Source organism: Dictyobacter halimunensis (assembly GCF_036245075.1).
In genome coordinates this window covers 5674793-5693915 of record NZ_BSRI01000002.1, presented here as the reverse complement: position 1 = coordinate 5693915, position 19123 = coordinate 5674793, and the positions used below count along the sequence as shown (strand labels likewise).

Sequence of the window (19123 nt, the reverse complement as noted above, 5' to 3'; positions counted from 1 at the left end):
CAATGTTACTCTACTATTAGACACTGGCATCCATCTTCGCAGAAGGTCTCGGAAGGAAGCAAATCTTCCCGGGGCCTTCATCGTCCGATCAACTGGAGAGCTCTATCTTGAACCGTTTCCTGCCTTCTGCTCCCCTGTCGAGCTGTATCGAGTGCTATTGCTTCTATGATGGCGGCACTCTAGCGCCAGCCGGGCAGGAGCGCTGTCTGCCCAACGCACAGGCCGCGATAATCATCAACCTGGGACATGATACGATGCGTGTGGGCGATCGACAGCGGTCAGGGGCCTGGCAGGCCTTTCACGGAGGCGTGCTCCACGGCGCCTTTTCACAGTTCAGCTGCATCGACACCAGCACCATGGTCAGCACCATCAGCGTCTGCTTCAAGCCAGGCGGGATGCGAGCATTCCTGCCGCTTCCGGCGGGCGAATTGGCCAATCAGGTGGTCGAGCTATCGATGTTGTGGGGTAGCGACACCGCAGATCTGCGTGAGCAGTTGCTGTCAGCCACCAACCGCGCTGCCATGGTCGAGATCCTCGAACGCTTTCTGCTGGCGCGAGCCAGCTGGGAGCAGGTGCCACCTGCCGCCGTCATGTTCGCCCTCGACGCGTTTCAGTCCAGACGCAAACAGCGCTCAATCACGGAGATAACCGACCAGCTTGGACTACGCCCCAGGCGCTTTATCTCCCTGTTCGAGGACAGCGTTGGCCTGACCCCGAAGGTCTATTGCCGCGTGCGGCGCTTTCAGCATGCGCTGCACCTGACTGAGAACGCGAGCCACGTCCGCTGGACAGAGCTGGTGCTGGACTGCGGCTACTTCGATCAATCACACTTCATCCATGATTTCCAGGCGTTTGCTGGCCTCACACCACAGGCCTATCTGACACAGCGCGGTCCCCACCGTAACCATATCCCCCTGCCCGAGTAGGGGAAATTTTTTACAAGACAAGCCGCGCCGTCATTTGTTAGCATAGTATCCTGGATGGACACTATGCTAACAAATGAGAGAAGAAAGGCAGGCAATAACGCTGATGAATACAGACACTCCTGATTCCACCCCAATCAGGACCAGCATCGCTCCCTGGCTATCGGTCAGCCAGGCTACACAGGCGCTCCACTTTTACCAGGCGGCATTCGGAGCCAATGAGAGCTATCGTTTGGAAGATGAGACAGGCAAGCTGGCTGTGGCGCAACTGACCATTGCAGAGGCTAACTTCTGGCTGCAAGAGGACCACGCTGCCAGTCCCAATTCCAGTTCTGAGGACCACCCCTCGGTCCACCTTATCCTGACGGTTGCCGACCCGGACGCGCTATTTGCGCAGGCCATCTCCGCCGGGGCAACCGAGGTCTATGCGATCACAGAGGAACATGGCTGGCGCATAGGGCGCCTCATAGATCCCTTTGGCTACCACTGGGAGATAGGCAGGCCACTGCACTAGAGAAAGCATGCGATTGAGATCAAGGCATGATGCAAAATATCATTCGCAATTGAAAAGGAGACACGAGATGACAGAAGACAAGACACCAGAGGCCAGCGTAGATCTCTTCGCGCTGAGTGACCTCTGTACGCCCTGGTGCATCCACGTGGTAGCAACCTTACGCATCGCCAACCATCTAGAATCTGGCACCACAACCATCGCGGAACTGGCCCAAAAAGCTGGCTGTGACGCCGACTCACTGCAGCGCGTGCTGCGCCACCTGGTAAGCCGGGGGATTTTTCAGGAGCCGACCCCCGGTCGCTTTGAACTCAATGCGGCGGCGCAGGGCTTGCTCAACCCCACCCTACAGATCGGGCTGGATCTAACCGGCTTCGGCGGTCGCATGGCCTATGCCTGGGGAAGCCTGCTCAGCGCGGTGCGAACCGGCGCGCCCGCCTACCATGAGATCTTCGGTCGCCCCTTCTGGGATGATCTGGATGCCCATCCCGATATCGCGGCCAGCTTTGACTCGCTCATCGGACCAATGGGGCACGGCACGCCACCTCCTGAGGTACTGATCAAGGGGGATTGGGATGAGGTCAAGACAGTGGTCGATGTTGGAGGCGGCACGGGCGCGTTGCTGGCATCGATCCTGTGCGCTCGTCCCCATTTGCAAGGCATTCTGGTCGATCTCCCTACAACGGTGGCACGCGCGGATCATATCCTGCGGGCCGTGGGCGTAGGTGAGCGCGTCAAAAAGATCGGGCAGAGCTTCTTTGATCCCTTACCAGCTGGCGGGGATCTCTACCTCCTCAAGTCTGTACTCAGCGATTGGCCCGATCGAGAAGCCAGGCAGATTCTGAGCCGCTGCGCCGAGGCGGCACAGCCTGCCAACGGTCGCGTCGTCATCCTCAATGGCGTCACAGCGGACGAAAAGGCCGCTCCAGAACTGCTGATGATGGTCCTGGTGGGTGGCAAAGAGCGCACGCTGGTCGAGTTTAAAGAACTGGCCGCCGAGGCCGGGCTCGCGGTTCAGTCCACCGGTTGGCTTCCATCCGGTCGCTTCACCGTCGAGTGTCGCCCGCTATAAGCACATTCCCGCCCTTCCATCTCTTGGTGCAAGGGGGCGCTTCCCTGCCCCTAAAACTCCCCGCAATGCGGCGGATTAAGCGAGCCTGGTCGCTGTCTCGCTTAATCCGCCGCCATCTGTTCATCTTCGGCTGCGTGATAGCCAAAGAGGGTGCTGATGAAGTAGTGGTCGGCGTTGGCGAAGTTGTAGAAGACGTTGTTCTCGATGACGTCGAAGCGGTGCAGGGGGACCAGCCGACCCTCAGAGTTGATGACGAAGTCGCGGTAAAACTGGTGGTCCAGCTTGCGCTCGCCCCATTTGCTGCCGGTGGTGACATCGATAGCGTCGATGGCCGAGTTGACGACGTGTCCGGCCAGCCGGGTGAACGAGTTCTTCTGCTCCAAAAATTCCTGCTGGATGCTGTGCGGCAGGTTGGCGGTCACGTTGATCTCAGCAGTGGCCTCCTTGACCCCATCACCCAGACCCTGCTTCAGATATTCGACACGATCCGTTTGCCAGCGGGTCCCGATGAAGCCACGCGTATTGCCGTCGCCGCTGAAGGTAACCAGGCCCTTCAATCCGATCTGCGCCTTGCCGTCGTGGTGGCCCAGGTCCTTTTGAATGAGCTTCTCGACGCCATGCCGGGTCTCGATGGCCTGCCGACGGCTGATCTGTGTGCTGGTCGGCGTCAAACCCAGGTCATAGTGGAAGCCGGTCGTCTCCAGGTACATCTTCTCGCCGCCCGGCAGCATCAAATCATAGCTCGTGTTCAAAGCTACGCGCTGGTTGCGGCGCATGAACTTGCGCTCAACCATTGTCAGATGGATGGCGCTGCGCGAGCGGATCTCCAGGTTGCGTGAGGACACGATGTACTGGTCCATCCCATCGCGCACCTGGCCGTTGGTCTCTTCGGTGCCGTAGCGAAAAATAACGATCTCATCGCCAAAGACATCCTCCAGCAGCCGCGTCATGCCGACACTGCGACTGTTCATGGCCCCCGCCTCTTGCAGATGCATGGTGAACGGCACGCCATTGCGCTTCGCGCGCTGTCGCATAGCCTTTAAAATGTTGGCGGTCGGAATGTCGCCCCGCAACAACTGGCCGGCATTGCCCGAAAACACCATCAAGGCGGGTATGCTCTCCGTCGGATGCTCGATTGTTAATATTCGGCCCTTGTTTTCCGGGTTATATAGTAGCATGAAAGAAAACCTTTTTAGCTTTTATCAATAATATACGGCAAGCAGCTCGATCCTGATACCCTTTTACTGGATCGTGGCCTTGCCGGCTTAAAAGAGTGTGCTTTCTTGCTTATGCGCACAAAACCTTCTATTTAGGAGTACGGATGACCTGCGAAAATGGTTGAAATAGTAGCCATTTTTTCTATGCAGGTGCGACCGCTGCGCGAATGCGCAGCGGTCGCACCTGCATAGAAAAAATGTGGCGGCCGCGAATGCGGCCGCCTGCGCGGGGGCGCTTATGCACTCGCTAGCACCGCGCTAGCGAATCGAAGTCTCGCGTGTACGATCAACTTTTTCGAGCTGACTGTTATGCTGATAGGCCTCGCAAACCAGGGTGCAGATCTCGGCCGGATCATCGGAGATCAGCAGCAGATCCAGATCCTTGGGCGAGATGTTCTCGACACCAAGCATGGTTTCACGCAGCCAGCTCATCAGCCCACCCCAGTACGCGGACCCATAGAGGATGACCGGGAAATTGCTGACTTTTTGGGTCTGGATCAGCGTGAGCGCTTCGAATAACTCATCCATAGTACCGAAGCCGCCTGGGAAAATGACAAAGGCGCTGGAATATTTCATAAACAGCGTCTTGCGCACAAAAAAGTAGCGGAAGTCGAGTGAGATGTCCAGATAGGGATTGGATGATTGCTCAAAAGGCAGCTCGATATTGCAGCCAATTGACAGGTTTCCACCCTCCTGTGCCCCCTTGTTGGCGGCCTCCATGATGCCGGGTCCCCCGCCTGTGATGACGCCAAAGCCAGCCTGGGCCAGCAAACGCGCGGTCAGGGTGGCGGCGGCATAAGATGGATCATCGGGTCTGGTACGCGCAGAACCAAAAATGGCGATTGAGGGAGGAATATGGGCCAGCACATCAAAGCCATTGACGAACTCGCTCATAATGCGGAACACTCGCCAGGGGTCTGTCATCGTATAATCAAAGTTCAGCGCACGCTCAAAGGCATGCTCCTCCTCTTTGATACGCTCATGTGGAACGGGTTGATTGGGGCTGACCAGCGGCTGTGTCGGCCGGCTAAGCAGCCTCTCATCATCTGTAACAGCCCCCTTCTGGCGCAGAGCATTATAGCGCTCGGTCGCCGTCTTGTCTCGATGATTACCCGATCCATTCATCTTGGTGTTCCTATTTTTCATAATAAAACGCTTTTCTGACTACTGATGATAGCACTAAATTTCGTGTGCCCGACCCGCCAGGGAGACAAAGAGACTCCCCACAATCATCATAACAGCAAGGATTGAGCCGCAGCGACACCGGTCATCAGGATTAAGCAGCACTTCTAACAACTTTTACCGCTCGTGAATAATACTACCAATAACAAATCCAGTATAACACGAAGCGCCGCTCACCACTACCACGACCATGTTAAATGTTCGTAAAGCCTTTCTTAAACCAACATGCAACACCAATGGCTATAAGAATTCAAGAGATTGCTTCCATCTCTATATGATTTACGCTCAAGCCTCTTCCATGTTGCAAAACTCGGCCCTTTTTTGGCCGAGCACGATATATGCTATACTCAAGCCGATCGCAATTTGACTACAGATGAGGTGAGCACAATTATGAGTGATGATGATACTTTGTTAAAAGAACTGCTACAGCAGGAAGAGGAGCTGCAATTTACGCGCTTCTCCAATGAGATGGCGCTTGAGCTCGGTCTGGCCCTGCTCAAGGAGGCACGCACGCGCAGCAAGCCGGTGGCCATCGATATTAGCCGCCATGGGCTGCAGCTCTTCCACTTTGCCATGGAGGGGACCGCCATCGACAATGGCGAGTGGATTCGCCGCAAGAATAACGTGGTGCAGCGCTTCGGCCATAGTTCCTTCTACGTGGGTCGCTCGCTCAAGCAGGCTGGCAGGACAATGGAAGAAAAATATCTGGTATCCTCTCAGGAATACGCGGCCCATGGCGGTGCTTTTCCGCTCATCATTCGCGGCGTAGGGGTCGTCGGAACCGTAACGGTGTCAGGATTGCCACAACAGGAAGATCATGAGCTGGTCGTCAGTGTGCTGAGACGGTTTACGGCGGCGCGGGATACGGCTACACAGTAAATTCAACACTGATACGTGGCAGGCGCAGTTGCGCGGCAGTGTGGGCCCAGAGCCGAATGGCCTGGGCGACGATCTCGTTGTCGCGCGGCGACTGCAGACCCTCTCGTTGCGAGAATCGCTTCGTCAAGACCTGAATACGCCAGCCGCCATTCAGGCGCTTGAGATTGGTCGGCAACCCCGTCCGGAGCAACCTGGCCAATCGAGGCGATTGACGATTAATAATGAAAAGCACATCGGGCCACTGTTCAACTAAAATAGAAACGAACTGCTCGGAAAATTCATCATAATGTACATGTTGTTGCTTCTGTTCCACAGAACTCCCCTCGTTTCGCTGTAAAGAACCCGCACGTACCGACAGTATAGCACATCAAAATATGGCCCGTAAATATAGCTCTATATCTATATTTTCCTGCGAGGAATTCATGCCGCTCAACGCCAGATATAGTCAATTCATCCCCACCCGCGCGTCCGCTGCGCGGCCGCGCCGGTTTTTTATGGTGGCGTATGGGGGCGCAAATGCGCCCCCATACGCCACCATAAAACTAACTTCTGCGTACCGCTGGCAAATTTCTCCCTTATGGCTTGAAGTTGATCCCCTGCACCACCATAAAACTAACTTCTGCGTACCGCTGGTGCAAAAACGCCGATGTGCCTCATCTACAGTGCTCACAAGTCCCTTTTGAAGTGATGCCTCGGGGCACATCCACCCTCACATGCACCACCACAGTAACTTCTGGGCAACGCCGATGTGCCCCATCTACAGTGCTCACGAGTCCCTTTTGAGTTGGCGCCTGGGGGCGCATCCGCGCCCACATGCACCACCACAGCTAACTTCTGGGCAACGCCGACGTGCCTCATCTACAATGCTCACGAGTCCTTTTTGAGGTGATGCCTCGGGGGCGCGGATGCGCCCCCGAGGCATCACCTCAAAAAACCAGTGCGGCCGCGCAGCGGACGCCCGTGTGGGGGCGCTCATCTACCCCCAGGGTAACAAAAGTAAGACCCATACTTAATCTGTGAGCTTGAAGATGGTTTCATAGCGCTGATAAAATTCGGGCTTGAGGATGCCATAGAAGTGGACGTCCTGACGGACGCCGTTGTGAACTTCGTGCTGCCGCAGGATGCCTTCTTTCTGGAAGCCGACGCGCTCCATCAGGTGCTGGGAACGCGTGTTGCTACCCCAGACCTCGGCGTACACACGCTCCAGATTCTTCACGGTGAAGGCGTAATCCAGCACAAGGCGCAGGGCCGTGCTCCCGATGCCACGTCCCCAATGCTCTTTGGAACCAATGATGATGCCGATGGCGGCACGTCTCTCATCGGTGTCGATGCGGGCCAGTTGAAGAAAGCCAACAAATCGACCCTCGTAGTTGATGGCGAAATATTTCATATCGTCGCGCGGCTCGCTGATGCGCTGCTCGAATTTCTGCCTGAAGGCGGTTTTGGACAGCAACGGCACCCAGCCTGCCAGCAACGAAAGTTCAACATCGTATTCCCAGTCGTACAACGTGTCCAGGTCGTCTATCTCCAGGGGGCGTAGAGAGACATCGTCAAGGGCAAACATGCTCTTTTACTCCTTTTGACATCCTCCCCACGGCTCAAGCCGGGGGATTCCCACAATCACTTGCGGGGTTTCCTGCTTCGCTGAGTCTTGCCGGGGTTGGTTTTCACCGCCCCCGGTCTTACGGACTCTCCACAGGCATTCAGGACCGTGAGCCCCACGGACCTCACATTCTTTGCTGCATTCACATCTCTGTCATGATGCACGCCACATTCTGGACACGTCCACTGGCGTACATCGAGCGTGAGAGATTCTAAGGTATATCCACAGTCGAAACACCGCTTACTGGAGGGATACCACTTATCAATTTTGACAAGATTTCGACCATACCAGTCTGCTTTGTATTCCAGCAGGGACACAAATTGGCCCCAGCCAACATCTGAGATCGCTTTACTCAAGCAGGGGTTCTTGACCATATTCTTGACCTGAAGACTCTCCACGCAGATCGTTTGGTTTTCACGGATCAGCCGTGTGGAAAGCTTCTGAAGAAAGTCAGAACGCCGATCACCAATCCGGGCGTGTATTCTGGCCACCTTGCGCCGCGCCTTCTCTCGATTCTTCGATCCCTTTTTCTTTTTCGCATGGCGGCGTTGGGCCTTCGCCAGTTTCTTCTCATCCTGCTGAAAGAAACGAGGGTTGCCAACAGTTTCACCATCAGAGAGCACCACGAACGATTTCAAGCCTAGGTCGGCACCGATGGCGGTTTCACAGGGCATCAGATGAGCAATATCCTCTTCTATCAAGAGACTGATGAAATAGCGATCTGCGGCATCTTTGCTGACGGTGACACTCGATGGGATAGCCCCCTCTGGTAAGGGACGCGACCACACAATATGCAGCGGTTCTTGCATCTTTGCCAGGGTGAGAGCCCCATGGCGAAAGGTAAAGGCGCTCGATGTGTAGGTAGCGGCCTGTTTCTTCCGCTTCTTTTTGAACGTTGGATACTTCCCGCGTCCCTCAAAGAAGGTAATGAATGCCTTATCGAGATGGCGCAATGCCTGTTGAACGGGAACACTGGACACCTCATTTAACCAGCTATAGTCATCCTGCTTTTTCAAGTCAGTCAACATTGAGGAAAGGTCTTTGTAGTACAGGCGTGTGTGTTCTTTGTAAAAGGCGTCCGTCTTGAGGCGCAAAGCCCAGTTGTAGGTAAATCGTACACAGCCAAACGTCCGAGCAAGGATCTGTTTTTGCTCGTCGGTTGGGTAGCATCTGAATTTATAGGCACGTTTCTGTGTACTCATGCTTTACATTATAACCTATACCGTGTAAAAATTCAACAGTACCATACCCCCATCGCGCCACCAAAAGGAACGCGCCTTCTCTCCCCCTGGCTGAAGTCCTGCCTTTTACCCACATTTAACATTCGCAGAATAAAGGCGGCTTCAGTTGCCGATTGTCAAGGTTGAGTCTGCGAGGAATTTCTCATAAGCTCATCCTTCCGAATTACCTTCTCATGTCATCTTCCTTTTTCCTTTTGTTAAATGTGGGTAAGAATCAGGGCTGAAGTCAGGGGGAGAGAAGGCGCGGTTTGATAAATAAGTTGAAGGCGATTATGACAAATAAGAATAGGTGATCGTACATATAACGACATCATAATGTAAAGCGTCAATCCATCCCCTCCCACACGCACACATAAATGCGGCCCCACGTCCGATTCCCCCCTCCCACACAAACCCCAAATCATAGGTTCGGACCTCGCGTCCGATTAAAAACCCAACAAAACATGCATAAATATGAGGAGCCAGACGATCAGGCGCAACAGGGCCAGCAGGGCGATCAGCAGAGATAAATAGAGGCCGGCATAGGCCCAGCCTTTCCAGCTATGCTGTTGCTCATTTACGATGACGATGACGCTACCAGCAAACGCGATCAACAGGCTGGCACAGACAAGCCAGATGTTGATGCTCGTCACAAAGAGGGAGAGTATGAGGGCGATCGCGCCGATAATCCCGGTGAGCAGACTCATGATGCTCATACCCTTGAGAGGAGGCACAGCAGCCAATGCCTGCTCCTTTGGCAAGCGCATGCCGCGCAATGCGCTATGTCCGCCGAGCGCGCCCAGCAGGGAGCCAAGCACAGTCAAAAATAACCACAGTAGCGGCAACCCATAGAGCATGGTAAATTCGAGGCCCCAGGCCTTGATCGAGGTCTGGCGCGCGTTAAAAAGTGGTTCATGATAGCGATAGAGGAGGTAGACAATCACCATAATGCTCATGACGGCATCAACCGCACCAACCCAGAAGCCCGCCGCCATGCCGGTTGTCGCCTCGGCCGTGGCATTGGTGCTCAGCATGCCTACTCCAAACGCCCCCACCATCCACAATACAACCATCAGAATCATCCAGGCCAGCAGATCTGGCCACGGCACACAGGCCGCCAGCAGGAGTGCCCCGCACCCGACCCCCAACCCAAACAATGCACCATAGCGAAAAGCGATATACCTGGCCGTCACATGTCGGATCGGAGCACACACAAGCTATCCCTCACCTTTTCCCTCTTAAATAAGTGTTTCACATCATTGCTCCTCTCATCTAAATATTTTTAAAGAAAATACGCACAAAAATCTCTATTCATCACAAAAACCTGAGCAATTTCCCAGTTGGCGAGCCTTCCATACGTTCGGACCTCGCGCCGCTTATTCGTGGCGCGGCCGCGCAGGCCGCCCGTCGCAAGCAACGGCTACTTGCGCATCGGGCTCCCATCGGTTACCATACATAGGCATCCACGCTCTGTTTATTATAGTCTAAAAAGATCAAAAAATTGTAAAACGGGGATGTCAGGGGAAGACTCCTGCTATCTCTGCCTCCCACTTCATGCGAGTGAGGCTGTATGTACATTGAGACAATGAGGTACTATAATGCTTGCTTCTTATCCTTCGGCTCCTGAGCTGACTGATGCTTATGTTGAGCAGGTCTGGCAGTCGTTGCCAGCTTTTGTGCGTCCGACGCTGTTTGTGCCGGCGCCGCGCCTATCGGCTGAACTGGGCTGTGAGATCACGATTGCCAGTGAGTCGCTACAATATACGGGGAGCTTTAAATTTCGGGCGGCCTATAACCTGCTGGCCAGTGTGCCGCAGGCGAATATCGTGGCGGCCTCCTCGGGTAACTTCGGCCAGGCCGTGGCCTACGCCTGCAAGTTGCTGGGCAAAACGTGTACGGTGGTGATGCCGTCGACGTCGGCTCAGGTGAAGATCGCGGCGGTGCAGTCCTATGGCGGCGTCGCCGATCTGATCGAGGTGCGCCAGGTCAGCCGGGCGGGACGCATGGCACAGCTACTTGAGCAGTCGCCCGATGCCTTCGGGGCCCAGGCCTATGATGATTATCGCGTAGTAGCTGGCAATTCGACGCTGGGTAAAGAGATCCTGGCCTACAGCCATTTTGATACGATTGTGGCGCCCGTGGGAGGTGGTGGATTGAGCTCGGGCATCGTAGTGGCCCGCGACCATCTGCAGGCGGCGACTGAGATCGTGGGCGCCGAACCACAACCCGGCAATGACGCCTCCCGCTCGCTGCAGGCCGGCCGCCTGATCAAGAACGAGGTCGAGCCCCACACCATCGCCGATGGCGCCCGCACCATCAGCCTGGGGCAGATCAACTGGGAGATCTTACAACACGGCCTGGCCGAGATCATCGAGGTGCCCGACGCCCAGACGCTGGCGGCCCTCAAGCACTGCTTCCTCTACGCCAATCTTAAGGTCGAGCCGACCGGCGCGTTGACCCTCGGTGCCCTGCTCACCAATCCAGAACGCTTCAAAGGCAAGCGCGTCTGCTGCATCGTCAGCGGAGGCAACGTCGACCCTGCCGTCTACGCCCACGCCATCACATCCGACCCCCACGCCACCACCCCCACCACATCCGACCCCACCCCATAGGTTCGGACCTCGCGTCCGATTTCCCCTCTCCATGCGACCATACCCGCCAAACACGCGGAAGAGCCATGATCGAATGCGAAGAGGAAATCGGGCGCAAGGTCCGAATCTACGCGCCGACGTTACATTCCCTTGCCAGCATAGATTGCCTCATGTATACTGGACAAGCTGGCTGCATTTATGTAGCCGGTTTACGAGGATACGAGGCCACCGGGGAAAGGACCAACACATGATCGTCTTTGAGACTGAGCGCCTGCTCGTTCGCTATCTGCGCGCCGATGACTTCGAGTCTTTCTACGCGCTGTGCAGCGATCCAGAGGTCATGCGCTATATGGGCGATGGAGAGCCGCTGACCGCCGAGCAGACACGCGACTGGATTGATATATCTAAAAATAACTATCAGATGCGTGGATATGGTTGCTTCGCCATTGTCTCGCGCCAGGATCAGCAGATGATTGGCTTCGGCGGCCTGGCACGGCCCGCGCGCAATCCATACCTTGAAATTATCTACGCCTTCAAGAAGTCCTGCTGGGGCCAGGGACTGGCTAGCGAATTTGTGAAGGGTCTGCTAAAGGCCTGCTTTGAGCTCTGGCATCTCCCTCGCGTGGAGGCCACTATCGACCCCAGAAACCAGGCTTCCGTTAAGGTTGTGGAGAAAGCCGGCCTGCGGTTCGTGCGTTCGGGTCCGGATGAGGATGGTGAAATTATCCTGTGGTATGCTATGGATCAGCCAGCATCCTTGTTGCTAGAAGGAGAAAGCCTGTGATGCTACGCCTGCTGCAATTTCTGCAGGAAGATTGCCCGCAGACCGTGCGCGCACAGATACTCGCCCTGCTGCGGCGCGAGTGGCCGCAGGCGTTGGCGGGCAAGGGTGATGAGGAGATCGCGTGGCCCGATAATCGGGAGACGCAGCCCACTTCGTTCGTGCTGCTGGCAAACCGTACCGTTGTCTGCCACGTGGCGGTTCCCTGGAAGACTATCGAGCATGCAGGCGAGCACTACCACGTCTTCGGCCTCAGTGAGGTGGTGACGCACCCCTCCTATCGCCACCAGGGACTCGGTCTGCGCCTGATCGGCGAAGCCACCAACTTTATTGAACAGAGCGGTGCGGACCTGAGCGTCTTCACCTGTCAACCACCGCTGGTATCGTTCTACCATCAGGGCGGCTGGGAGCACGCCAATCACACCAACCTCGTCGGCGGCACGCGCGCGCAGCCGTTCCGCAGCGATACGCTGGGACTGGCCACGATGATCCGCTTCTTCTCGTCCAGGGCCCGGCGGCACCGCTCTGACTTTCTGGGAGCCGACATCTATCTGGAGCTGGGTGAAAACGAACTATGGTAATCGCGCCCTATCGGATGCCGCCGGTATTCAACAAGGGAATGCTGCGCCGGATCTCGAAGCTCAGCCGCTGGTGGGATTGCCGGATGGCGGCCTCGACCTCGACCGGGCTGGCGCCGCGCGCGAAGATGAAGCCTAAATAGCTGGCCCCCTCAGGCAGAGGAATAAGCTGGTTATTGAGCTTCGCGGTAATCTCAACCCCGGTGATCAGCGGAACGGCCAGCGCCTCTTCAACACCGTGAACCCCTTTGAGAATACCGGCCCCCGGGATGGGGATCATCATTACACCAGCCGCCTGCTCTTCACGCTCTAGCATCGCAACCTCCTCGCCGATGGCGTGGCGCAGGATCAGCTCTTCCAGGCACATGCCCGAGCCGAACTCCAGGATCGTCGAGCAGAGTCCACCGATCGAACGGCCGGCGATCTCCAGCATCCAGGGTCCCTGCTCGTTGACGCGCAGCTCGGCATGGATGGGTCCGGTGCGCAGGCCCAGCGCCGCGGCGGCCTTCGAGACACACTCGGCGATAGCCTGCTGTGTCTCCTCAGTCAGCCTGGATGGCGTCACATAGATCGTCTCCTCAAAAAAGGACCATCCAGCGGATCTGGCTTGTCGAACAGGGTCAGCACCTTGAGCTGGCCTTCGGTCAGCAGCCCTTCGAGGGCGACCTCGAAGCCAGGAATGAAATCTTCGACCAGGATAGAGGTTTCTTGCTCAGAGGCTCCGTCAGAGAGCAGCAGGCGCTTGAGGCGTTCAAAAGCAGCCAGAAATTCAACGGGATTGTCGGCCCGTATCACTCCACGGCTCCCGGAGAGCCGACGTGGCTTGAGCACGCAGGGATAGCTGACCTGCCCGGCGATCCACTCGGGGTCCTCATGCAGCCAGAAGCTGCGAAAGATGGGACACGGCGCGCCACCAGCGGACATCAGCTGACGCATCAGCAGCTTGTCGCGCGCGGCCTCGCTGGCCTGCGGGGAATTGTTGGCCAACCCCAGCTCCAGGTTGGCGTAGGCCGCCAGCTCGGTCGCGCTATCGTCTACCGACAGAATGGCCGCGAACGCCTGCTTGCGTGCCTGCTCCACAATGGTCTGTACCGAAATCGTGATATTCGCGAAGTCCAGGCCCAGCGGCACATGCCACAGCTCCGCCAGCGACTGCGGCAGATCCAGCCCGATCACCGCCTCCAGCCCCAGTTGTTGCGCCGCCTTGACAAAAGCGCCAGCCCGGTAGGTCGCCGGCGACATCAATAACAAAACCCTTTTCGTACGCTCATCTATAAACATAAAAGCACGGATCCTCCTCCCTCTGCTTCACCTTATTATATACCTACAGCAGAGGGTTCGCACCTGCGTAGCTCACGAGTCCATTGTATGCTAGTGCAACCAGAGCACCAAAAACCTATCTATGCTAGTGCAACCAGAGCACCAAAAACCTATCTATGCTAGTGCAACCGGGGCGCGAATGCGCCCCGGTTGCACTAGCATAAAAAACCAGTGCGGCCGCGCACGCGGCTGCCCGTGCGGAGGCGCTAACGTGCCTCCACACAACAAGAGGGAGGAAGGAACCATCTAAAAATTATGGCGCTTCCTCTTTTTCGCGACCTGGACCCTGGCGCGCGTCCATTGGATCGAGATCAGGTTGCCCCCAAAATAGAGCGTCGACACAATGGCATCGCGAGGCGGGACAAAATCGGGCGGCTCAGGTGGCAGTGGCTCATAACCAGGATAGAGAGGCTCCTCGTCCTCGGTCTCTTCAAGACGTCCGTCCCTTATGGCATTGGCTAGCGTGGCGTTGCATCCTGGTACATACCCATCTTCATTCTCCATTTCTTTCGGATACTGAATACTTCGAGGCAGGATAGCCGCATGACCATCGTCAAGCTGTAGAATGTACGCACTGAAATGCTTGCCGTTCCCCTGCTTGGTAACCTGATGAAACTCATCTTCAATGTATGCCATGCCACACACACTCCTTCAAACGAATAAAACTCTCTTATCATATATATAGCTGCCCTCGTCAAGCTCATACTGGAGCCATCAACGCGGCGCTACCTATGCATGAAATGCCGCTTATTACATGATCAGTCGGGCGGCCCCAATCCTATCAACAACTCCACACGGCGGCGTCCAACCTCCTGCGCATCTCATATCTGTCAGCCACCATTGCACACGGCGACTGCGTCATCCACCTGCTCCTTTCACCATAACGCCCGGAACCTCTTCAATGTTCACCCCGGGCCAGGCCACTCACATTAACATCATACAAAAGTAAGACAACCTATATCAAGTATATCAATTTATTAAGAGTCCATGAAAGTTTTAAGACATCATGAAATATAAAAATACAAATTGGCATGAATTGAAACACAATATCATTCTTTCATAAAGAAACGCCGGTTTCACAGCTAATGGCAATATGATATGGTATATCCATCAAGCATTTGTGGTATTTGCTCGTCAAATACATCACATTAGTAGAAGTCGAAATAAAAGGAAAAACTGGTGGTTAAACCATATGTTACATATTAGCTACGAGGAACTCTTGCGGCTAGCCGTATCTTATAAATACTCTGGCATCTTTCACGCGGACATCATGATTAACGGACAACCGGGCTTCGTCGAAGTACTCATTCAGGATGGTCAGGCCTTTGATATCCTCTCTGTTCCAGCTCCCCCGCGTGGTGAACGCTGGGAAACCATGCTGGCCCCACTCGGGCGCCTCTCCTGGAAGCTCATCGCCCCCGAAACCTCGAATATCGCGGCCCGCAACGAATACCACGCCATGCTGCTGCAGGCCAATCAGGCCACCCAACAACAGCAAGCCCAGGTGCGTGCCCAGGAGGCCCAACGCCGCCACCAGGTCATCCCGCGCCAGAAAATACAGCTCCCCCCCGACCAGCTCCGTCAGCTCCCCCATCGCTACCGCACCGTCTACATGCTCATCGACGGATACCGCACCCCTCAAGACATCGCCACCATCCTCAACAAAACCATCGAAGAAACCGACCACGCCCTCGCCTACCTCCACCAACAAAACATCATCACCTGACCAAACCCAACAGTACGTGCGGGGCTTGCCCCCGCTTCCCTCCCTTCCTCTGCGAAAACGCAACAAAAAGTATGATCCTGCTCGCCTGCAACCGTTGCTCATCGCTTTGTTTGAGCGTTTTCGAATGGCGAGAAATGAAGCGGGGGCAAGCCCCGCACGTACTGGGGTCGTGTTTATTCTTCTTTTTCTTTTTGGCGCTTTTTTTGTTTGGCTTCAAAAGCAGCGGGATTATTAATTATATAATTTGTCTGGTTTTTAAAATCTGTTGCTCCTCGTACAATATGATCATAGAAACGTGTTTTCCATAATTTAGCGCTTTGCTGGTTACCATTTTCTTTGATATAGCTCAGCCAGGCATTGGCGACAATCGATTTATAGGCACCAATAATATCTGTGACGCTTTTCTCATTTAGACCGTCGTCTTCAAGTATGAGCATACAATGTATATGATTGTGCATAACAACTATTGTTCCAGGCACAACATTAGCGAAACGCTGCGGAAGATTTGCCCACTCTTTATATAATAATGCTCGTACCGTAGGATGCAAAAACAGGGACTGATGTTCCCAGGCACATATGGTAATGGCATAAGCTCCCGGCAAACAATAATCGTATCCTTCAAGACGTACTGGTTTAAGAGGCACAAACTTTTTCCGGCGCTTTTTCTCAAAAGAATCACCCATTATGCACTTATTCCCTTCTATCCATCAACATAAAACTTCCTCCACATGTAAATGCATAGCAGTTCGACAAAAGCGGAAGTACTGGTAAGAGGTCGCCGTTTTTGGGGTGTCGTTTGCACGAAGAGATGCGCTCTTCCTTGCTTTTCTCCTATAACAATGAAATAATTGCTTATATCATATATAGTTATTCAATATACGCTCTTACCATTTATGGTGGCAGACCCGCCTGCCTGTTTGTTCGCCTGTTGATTTGAGGTGCTCGCGATGAAATTGTTGCGCTATGGGATCGCTCTGGAACGCCTGGGGCAGCGCTATCGTCTGGATGGGGTGCTGGGAAGCGGGGGGATGGCCGATGTATGCCTGGCCTGGGATGAACGTGAGCAGCGTGAGGTGGCGGTCAAGGTCATCAAGTCGCAGGAGCTGGATCAGCGGACGGTGGATCGCTTTTTGAAGGAGGCGTCCCAGGTGGCTCGCTGGCGCCATCCCCACGTGGTGCGCATCTATGGCAATGCGCGCCTGGAGCTACTTGACCACTCACAGGGCATCTTCGTGCCGTATATCGTGATGGAATACGCGCAGAACGGCGACCTGCATAAGCGTTTACGCAAGGGGACGCCGTTTCCGTTCGCGCAGACGCTATCGGTATTCGAGCAGGTGTGCCACGCGGTCTCGTTCGCCCACTCACAGGGGGTGATCCACCGCGATCTGAAGCCGCTGAACATTCTGTTTCGCGCGCTCCCCGATGGCAGCGAGCAGGCGTTGCTGAGCGATTTCGGCCTGGCGGTAGAGAAGGACGCGACCCACTTTACCTTCGCGGCCGGCGGAACGCTTCCCTACATGGCACCGGAGCAGCTTCAGGGACGAGCCCAGCCGGCCAGCGATATCTTCGCGCTGGGCGTGATCCTCTATCAGCTCTGTACAGGCCGGCTACCGTTCAAGCGCTCCCTGGTGGACTTGCGCAGCCGCGCGCCCATGCAACCGCCCATCCCGCCCAGCCAACTGTTCGAGCTACTGCCGCCCGATCTCGATGACGTCATCCTGCAAGCACTGGCTGAAGATCCGCGCCAGCGCTACGCCGACGCGCTGGACTTCTGGGACGCGGTACACGAGGTGGTCTCAGCCAGCACCGTAGAGGCCATTTCTCGACAGCAAACGCTTCACTACCCATCACGACCATCCCAGCCCTCGTTACCATCCGCGCACAGTGGAGCCGCCCCGGACACCCTCGTCTCATTCGATGGCGCCTCCGGCTACGACCTGCTCCTCAACAGCCGACCAGACACGTCGCCACGCTCGCACGCCGATCCAGTAGCCTACCCTCCCACCCGGCAGCAACCCGATACAGGCTATAAGAATTCCAACGGTGGGCGTATCCCACGCCGCACATCACGCGGCCCCGACACCTCGGCTGAGCGTCCCGTAGTAGCACCTGTGCGCGGACGTAGTAGCGGAGCCGCGCCCATTCGCCTGCTATCACCCCACACATCCACCAGGCGGCCGGCTCAACCCACAACAGGTCCAGATCAGGCCACACCACCCACACAGCATCGCAGAAGTGGTCGCAAGTTCACCATCGGCCTGCTCTGCAGCGCCGCGCTCATCCTCGCGCTGCTCCTAGTCATGCTCACACCTATCTTCCCGGGTCTCCACGCCCTCACCGGAATCTCACCCTTCCTCGGAGGAGCTAGCGGCCCGGCAACACCCACCATCACCATCGTCCCCAGCAGCAAAACCATCACCGACACCTACATCATCCAAGACGTCCCTACCAATCCCGATCCTCAGCAGCTTCAAATCAGTCTGCGCAACTTAAAATCTACACCCGACCCACAGATGCGCCAGATCACCGGCACCGGACACAACAAAACCAACGGAAAGATGGCAAAAGGAACGTTGACATTTCTTAATGGAGCTTTCATAACACAATCAGTTCCAGCGGGAACCATTTTTACAACGAAGAATGGTATTCAAATCACAAACGATGACACGGTAGTTATGCAGGCAGCGACCGCTCCCAAACTAAGCATAACAACAGCGGCAGCTCATGCCGTCAATATCGGAACTAATGGCAACATTTCCACATTGGCAATAAATCAAACTTGCTGTACGGCTGATAATTCTGTTTTTGTCAAAAATACCGATGCCTTCACAGGCGGACAGGACGCGGCAGATTATACCTTCGTGCAGCAAGGAGATGTCGACGCGGCAGTCAATCCGTTGGTGACGTCGCTCTCGCAGCAGGCGCGGTCGGATTTCAACAAGCAGCTGGCCGCCAATGAGCAGCTGGTCGAGGATCCAGCCTGCACGAAGTCAGTGACAAGCAACAAAGGAGAGATTGGCGATCAGGGCCGTAACGTTACCTCAACAACCGTGACCGTGTCGGCGACCTGTACCGGTATGGCCTACGATCAAAAGAGCGCGCAGCAGATCGCCAGCAGCCGACTGCGGCAGAAGGCAACCAGCGATCCCGGCTTCGGCTATGCCCTGGTGGGTAACGTCACATCCCGAGTCACCAATATTAACCGTCAGGGACAAAATATAGCCTTGCAGGTCAGCGCGCAGGGAACCTGGGCCTACCAGTTCAGCCCCCAGCGCAAACAGCAGTTGCTCCAGGCCGTCGCCGGTAAATCGATCAGCGCCGCCCAGAAATTCCTAAAACAGCAAATTGGCATCGCCAACGTGTTTATTCATTTAAAGGAGGGTAACAATACCGCCTTACCAACCGATCCGGCCGGCATAAACATACAGATTCAGGACATTCAGGTCCCGACCAACGCCAGAGGATAAGCCGTTGATACTGTATGCTTGACGAACCGGCTCTATTCTTGAGATAAATA

The 19123-nt window shown here is 55.5% G+C and carries 19 protein-coding genes; 9 read left to right on the top strand and 10 right to left on the bottom strand.

Annotated elements, in window-relative coordinates:
• Positions 1 to 107 precede the first annotated feature (107 nt).
• The 3 genes from AABA21_RS37820 to AABA21_RS37810 all read left to right on the top strand — a co-directional run bounded on the left by AABA21_RS37820 (position 108) and on the right by AABA21_RS37810 (position 2506).
• Positions 108 to 926 (top strand): DUF6597 domain-containing transcriptional factor, encoded by an 819-nt coding sequence (locus tag AABA21_RS37820; protein WP_338258173.1) that lies wholly within the window; start codon positions 108 to 110, stop codon positions 924 to 926.
• A gap of 103 nt (positions 927 to 1029) precedes the next feature.
• The gene (locus AABA21_RS37815; RefSeq protein ID WP_338258172.1) at positions 1030 to 1437 is read left to right on the top strand and encodes a VOC family protein; all 408 of its coding nucleotides are present in this window, start codon (positions 1030 to 1032) and stop codon (positions 1435 to 1437) included.
• A gap of 67 nt (positions 1438 to 1504) precedes the next feature.
• Entirely contained in the window at positions 1505 to 2506 is a 1002-nt protein-coding gene (locus tag AABA21_RS37810) for a methyltransferase (RefSeq protein ID WP_338258171.1), read from the top strand.
• Between the two features lie 101 nt (positions 2507 to 2607).
• Here the strand turns inward: AABA21_RS37810 and AABA21_RS37805 are convergent, their stop codons facing one another.
• Together AABA21_RS37805 and AABA21_RS37800 are read right to left on the bottom strand one after the other, a co-directional pair.
• Positions 2608 to 3684: a hypothetical protein gene (locus AABA21_RS37805; protein ID WP_338258170.1), complete on the bottom strand. Its 1077-nt coding sequence runs from the start codon at positions 3682 to 3684 to the stop codon at positions 2608 to 2610.
• A gap of 297 nt (positions 3685 to 3981) precedes the next feature.
• Entirely contained in the window at positions 3982 to 4869 is an 888-nt protein-coding gene (locus AABA21_RS37800) for an LOG family protein (RefSeq protein WP_338258168.1), read from the bottom strand.
• A gap of 426 nt (positions 4870 to 5295) precedes the next feature.
• Here AABA21_RS37800 and AABA21_RS37795 point away from each other — a divergent pair, with 426 nt between their 5' ends.
• Positions 5296 to 5784, top strand: coding sequence for a heme-degrading domain-containing protein (locus AABA21_RS37795; RefSeq protein ID WP_338258167.1), 489 nt, complete (start codon positions 5296 to 5298; stop codon positions 5782 to 5784).
• On the opposite strand, the gene AABA21_RS37790 is transcribed toward AABA21_RS37795, so the two are convergent.
• The 4 genes from AABA21_RS37790 to AABA21_RS37775 form a co-directional block, all read right to left on the bottom strand.
• The gene (locus AABA21_RS37790) at positions 5774 to 6097 is read right to left on the bottom strand and encodes a hypothetical protein (RefSeq protein ID WP_338258166.1); all 324 of its coding nucleotides are present in this window, start codon (positions 6095 to 6097) and stop codon (positions 5774 to 5776) included. The two genes, AABA21_RS37795 and AABA21_RS37790, sit on opposite strands and share 11 nt — an antisense overlap.
• 696 nt (positions 6098 to 6793) lie before the next feature.
• Positions 6794 to 7348, bottom strand: a complete 555-nt coding sequence (locus AABA21_RS37785; protein WP_338258165.1) for a GNAT family N-acetyltransferase — start codon at positions 7346 to 7348, stop codon at positions 6794 to 6796.
• A 56-nt stretch (positions 7349 to 7404) separates the two neighbouring features.
• The gene (locus tag AABA21_RS37780) at positions 7405 to 8589 is read right to left on the bottom strand and encodes an RNA-guided endonuclease TnpB family protein (protein ID WP_338258164.1); all 1185 of its coding nucleotides are present in this window, start codon (positions 8587 to 8589) and stop codon (positions 7405 to 7407) included.
• Between the two features lie 464 nt (positions 8590 to 9053).
• A complete protein-coding gene (locus AABA21_RS37775; protein ID WP_338258163.1) occupies positions 9054 to 9821 on the bottom strand; it encodes a hypothetical protein in 768 nt (255 codons plus the stop codon).
• Positions 9822 to 10205: 384 nt separating this feature from the next.
• Here AABA21_RS37775 and AABA21_RS37770 point away from each other — a divergent pair, with 384 nt between their 5' ends.
• The 3 genes from AABA21_RS37770 (at position 10206) to AABA21_RS37760 (ending at position 12560) form a co-directional block, all read left to right on the top strand.
• Positions 10206 to 11219, top strand: coding sequence for a threonine ammonia-lyase (locus AABA21_RS37770; RefSeq protein WP_338258162.1), 1014 nt, complete (start codon positions 10206 to 10208; stop codon positions 11217 to 11219).
• Positions 11220 to 11445: 226 nt separating this feature from the next.
• Entirely contained in the window at positions 11446 to 11982 is a 537-nt protein-coding gene (locus tag AABA21_RS37765; protein ID WP_338258160.1) for a GNAT family N-acetyltransferase, read from the top strand.
• Entirely contained in the window at positions 11982 to 12560 is a 579-nt protein-coding gene (locus AABA21_RS37760) for a GNAT family N-acetyltransferase (protein WP_338258530.1), read from the top strand. The genes AABA21_RS37765 and AABA21_RS37760 overlap by 1 nt, the downstream gene beginning before the upstream one ends.
• 7 nt (positions 12561 to 12567) lie before the next feature.
• On the opposite strand, the gene AABA21_RS37755 is transcribed toward AABA21_RS37760, so the two are convergent.
• From AABA21_RS37755 to AABA21_RS37745, 3 genes are all read right to left on the bottom strand, one after another.
• Positions 12568 to 13122 carry an ATP-grasp domain-containing protein gene (locus AABA21_RS37755; protein WP_338258158.1) on the bottom strand — a complete coding sequence of 185 codons (555 nt, stop codon included), beginning with the start codon at positions 13120 to 13122 and terminating at the stop codon, positions 12568 to 12570.
• On the bottom strand, positions 13119 to 13838 hold the full coding sequence (locus tag AABA21_RS37750; protein ID WP_338258157.1) for an ATP-grasp domain-containing protein: 720 nt from the start codon (positions 13836 to 13838) through the stop codon (positions 13119 to 13121). The genes AABA21_RS37755 and AABA21_RS37750 overlap by 4 nt, the downstream gene beginning before the upstream one ends.
• Positions 13839 to 14123: 285 nt before the next feature.
• A complete protein-coding gene (locus AABA21_RS37745) occupies positions 14124 to 14513 on the bottom strand; it encodes a hypothetical protein (RefSeq protein ID WP_338258156.1) in 390 nt (129 codons plus the stop codon).
• 556 nt (positions 14514 to 15069) lie between these two features.
• Between AABA21_RS37745 and AABA21_RS37740 the strand changes: the two genes are divergently transcribed.
• A complete protein-coding gene (locus AABA21_RS37740) occupies positions 15070 to 15603 on the top strand; it encodes a hypothetical protein (protein WP_338258154.1) in 534 nt (177 codons plus the stop codon).
• A gap of 173 nt (positions 15604 to 15776) precedes the next feature.
• Here the strand turns inward: AABA21_RS37740 and AABA21_RS37735 are convergent, their stop codons facing one another.
• A complete protein-coding gene (locus AABA21_RS37735) occupies positions 15777 to 16286 on the bottom strand; it encodes a hypothetical protein (protein ID WP_338258153.1) in 510 nt (169 codons plus the stop codon).
• Positions 16287 to 16550: 264 nt separating this feature from the next.
• Here AABA21_RS37735 and AABA21_RS37730 point away from each other — a divergent pair, with 264 nt between their 5' ends.
• Entirely contained in the window at positions 16551 to 19073 is a 2523-nt protein-coding gene (locus AABA21_RS37730) for a serine/threonine protein kinase (RefSeq protein ID WP_338258151.1), read from the top strand.
• The last annotated feature ends 50 nt before the right edge of the window (positions 19074 to 19123 follow it).

Coding starts and splice junctions, on each gene's coding strand:
- AABA21_RS37760 (WP_338258530.1), top strand. CDS start 11,982: ATGCTACGCCTGCTGCAATTTCTGCAGGAAGATTGCCCGCAGACCGTG.
- AABA21_RS37800 (WP_338258168.1), bottom strand. CDS start 4,869: ATGAAAAATAGGAACACCAAGATGAATGGATCGGGTAATCATCGAGAC.
- AABA21_RS37750 (WP_338258157.1), bottom strand. CDS start 13,838: ATGTTTATAGATGAGCGTACGAAAAGGGTTTTGTTATTGATGTCGCCG.
- AABA21_RS37730 (WP_338258151.1), top strand. CDS start 16,551: ATGAAATTGTTGCGCTATGGGATCGCTCTGGAACGCCTGGGGCAGCGC.
- AABA21_RS37740 (WP_338258154.1), top strand. CDS start 15,070: ATGTTACATATTAGCTACGAGGAACTCTTGCGGCTAGCCGTATCTTAT.
- AABA21_RS37770 (WP_338258162.1), top strand. CDS start 10,206: ATGCTTGCTTCTTATCCTTCGGCTCCTGAGCTGACTGATGCTTATGTT.
- AABA21_RS37745 (WP_338258156.1), bottom strand. CDS start 14,513: ATGGCATACATTGAAGATGAGTTTCATCAGGTTACCAAGCAGGGGAAC.
- AABA21_RS37805 (WP_338258170.1), bottom strand. CDS start 3,684: ATGCTACTATATAACCCGGAAAACAAGGGCCGAATATTAACAATCGAG.
- AABA21_RS37780 (WP_338258164.1), bottom strand. CDS start 8,589: ATGAGTACACAGAAACGTGCCTATAAATTCAGATGCTACCCAACCGAC.
- AABA21_RS37785 (WP_338258165.1), bottom strand. CDS start 7,348: ATGTTTGCCCTTGACGATGTCTCTCTACGCCCCCTGGAGATAGACGAC.
- AABA21_RS37810 (WP_338258171.1), top strand. CDS start 1,505: ATGACAGAAGACAAGACACCAGAGGCCAGCGTAGATCTCTTCGCGCTG.
- AABA21_RS37735 (WP_338258153.1), bottom strand. CDS start 16,286: ATGGGTGATTCTTTTGAGAAAAAGCGCCGGAAAAAGTTTGTGCCTCTT.
- AABA21_RS37765 (WP_338258160.1), top strand. CDS start 11,446: ATGATCGTCTTTGAGACTGAGCGCCTGCTCGTTCGCTATCTGCGCGCC.
- AABA21_RS37795 (WP_338258167.1), top strand. CDS start 5,296: ATGAGTGATGATGATACTTTGTTAAAAGAACTGCTACAGCAGGAAGAG.
- AABA21_RS37815 (WP_338258172.1), top strand. CDS start 1,030: ATGAATACAGACACTCCTGATTCCACCCCAATCAGGACCAGCATCGCT.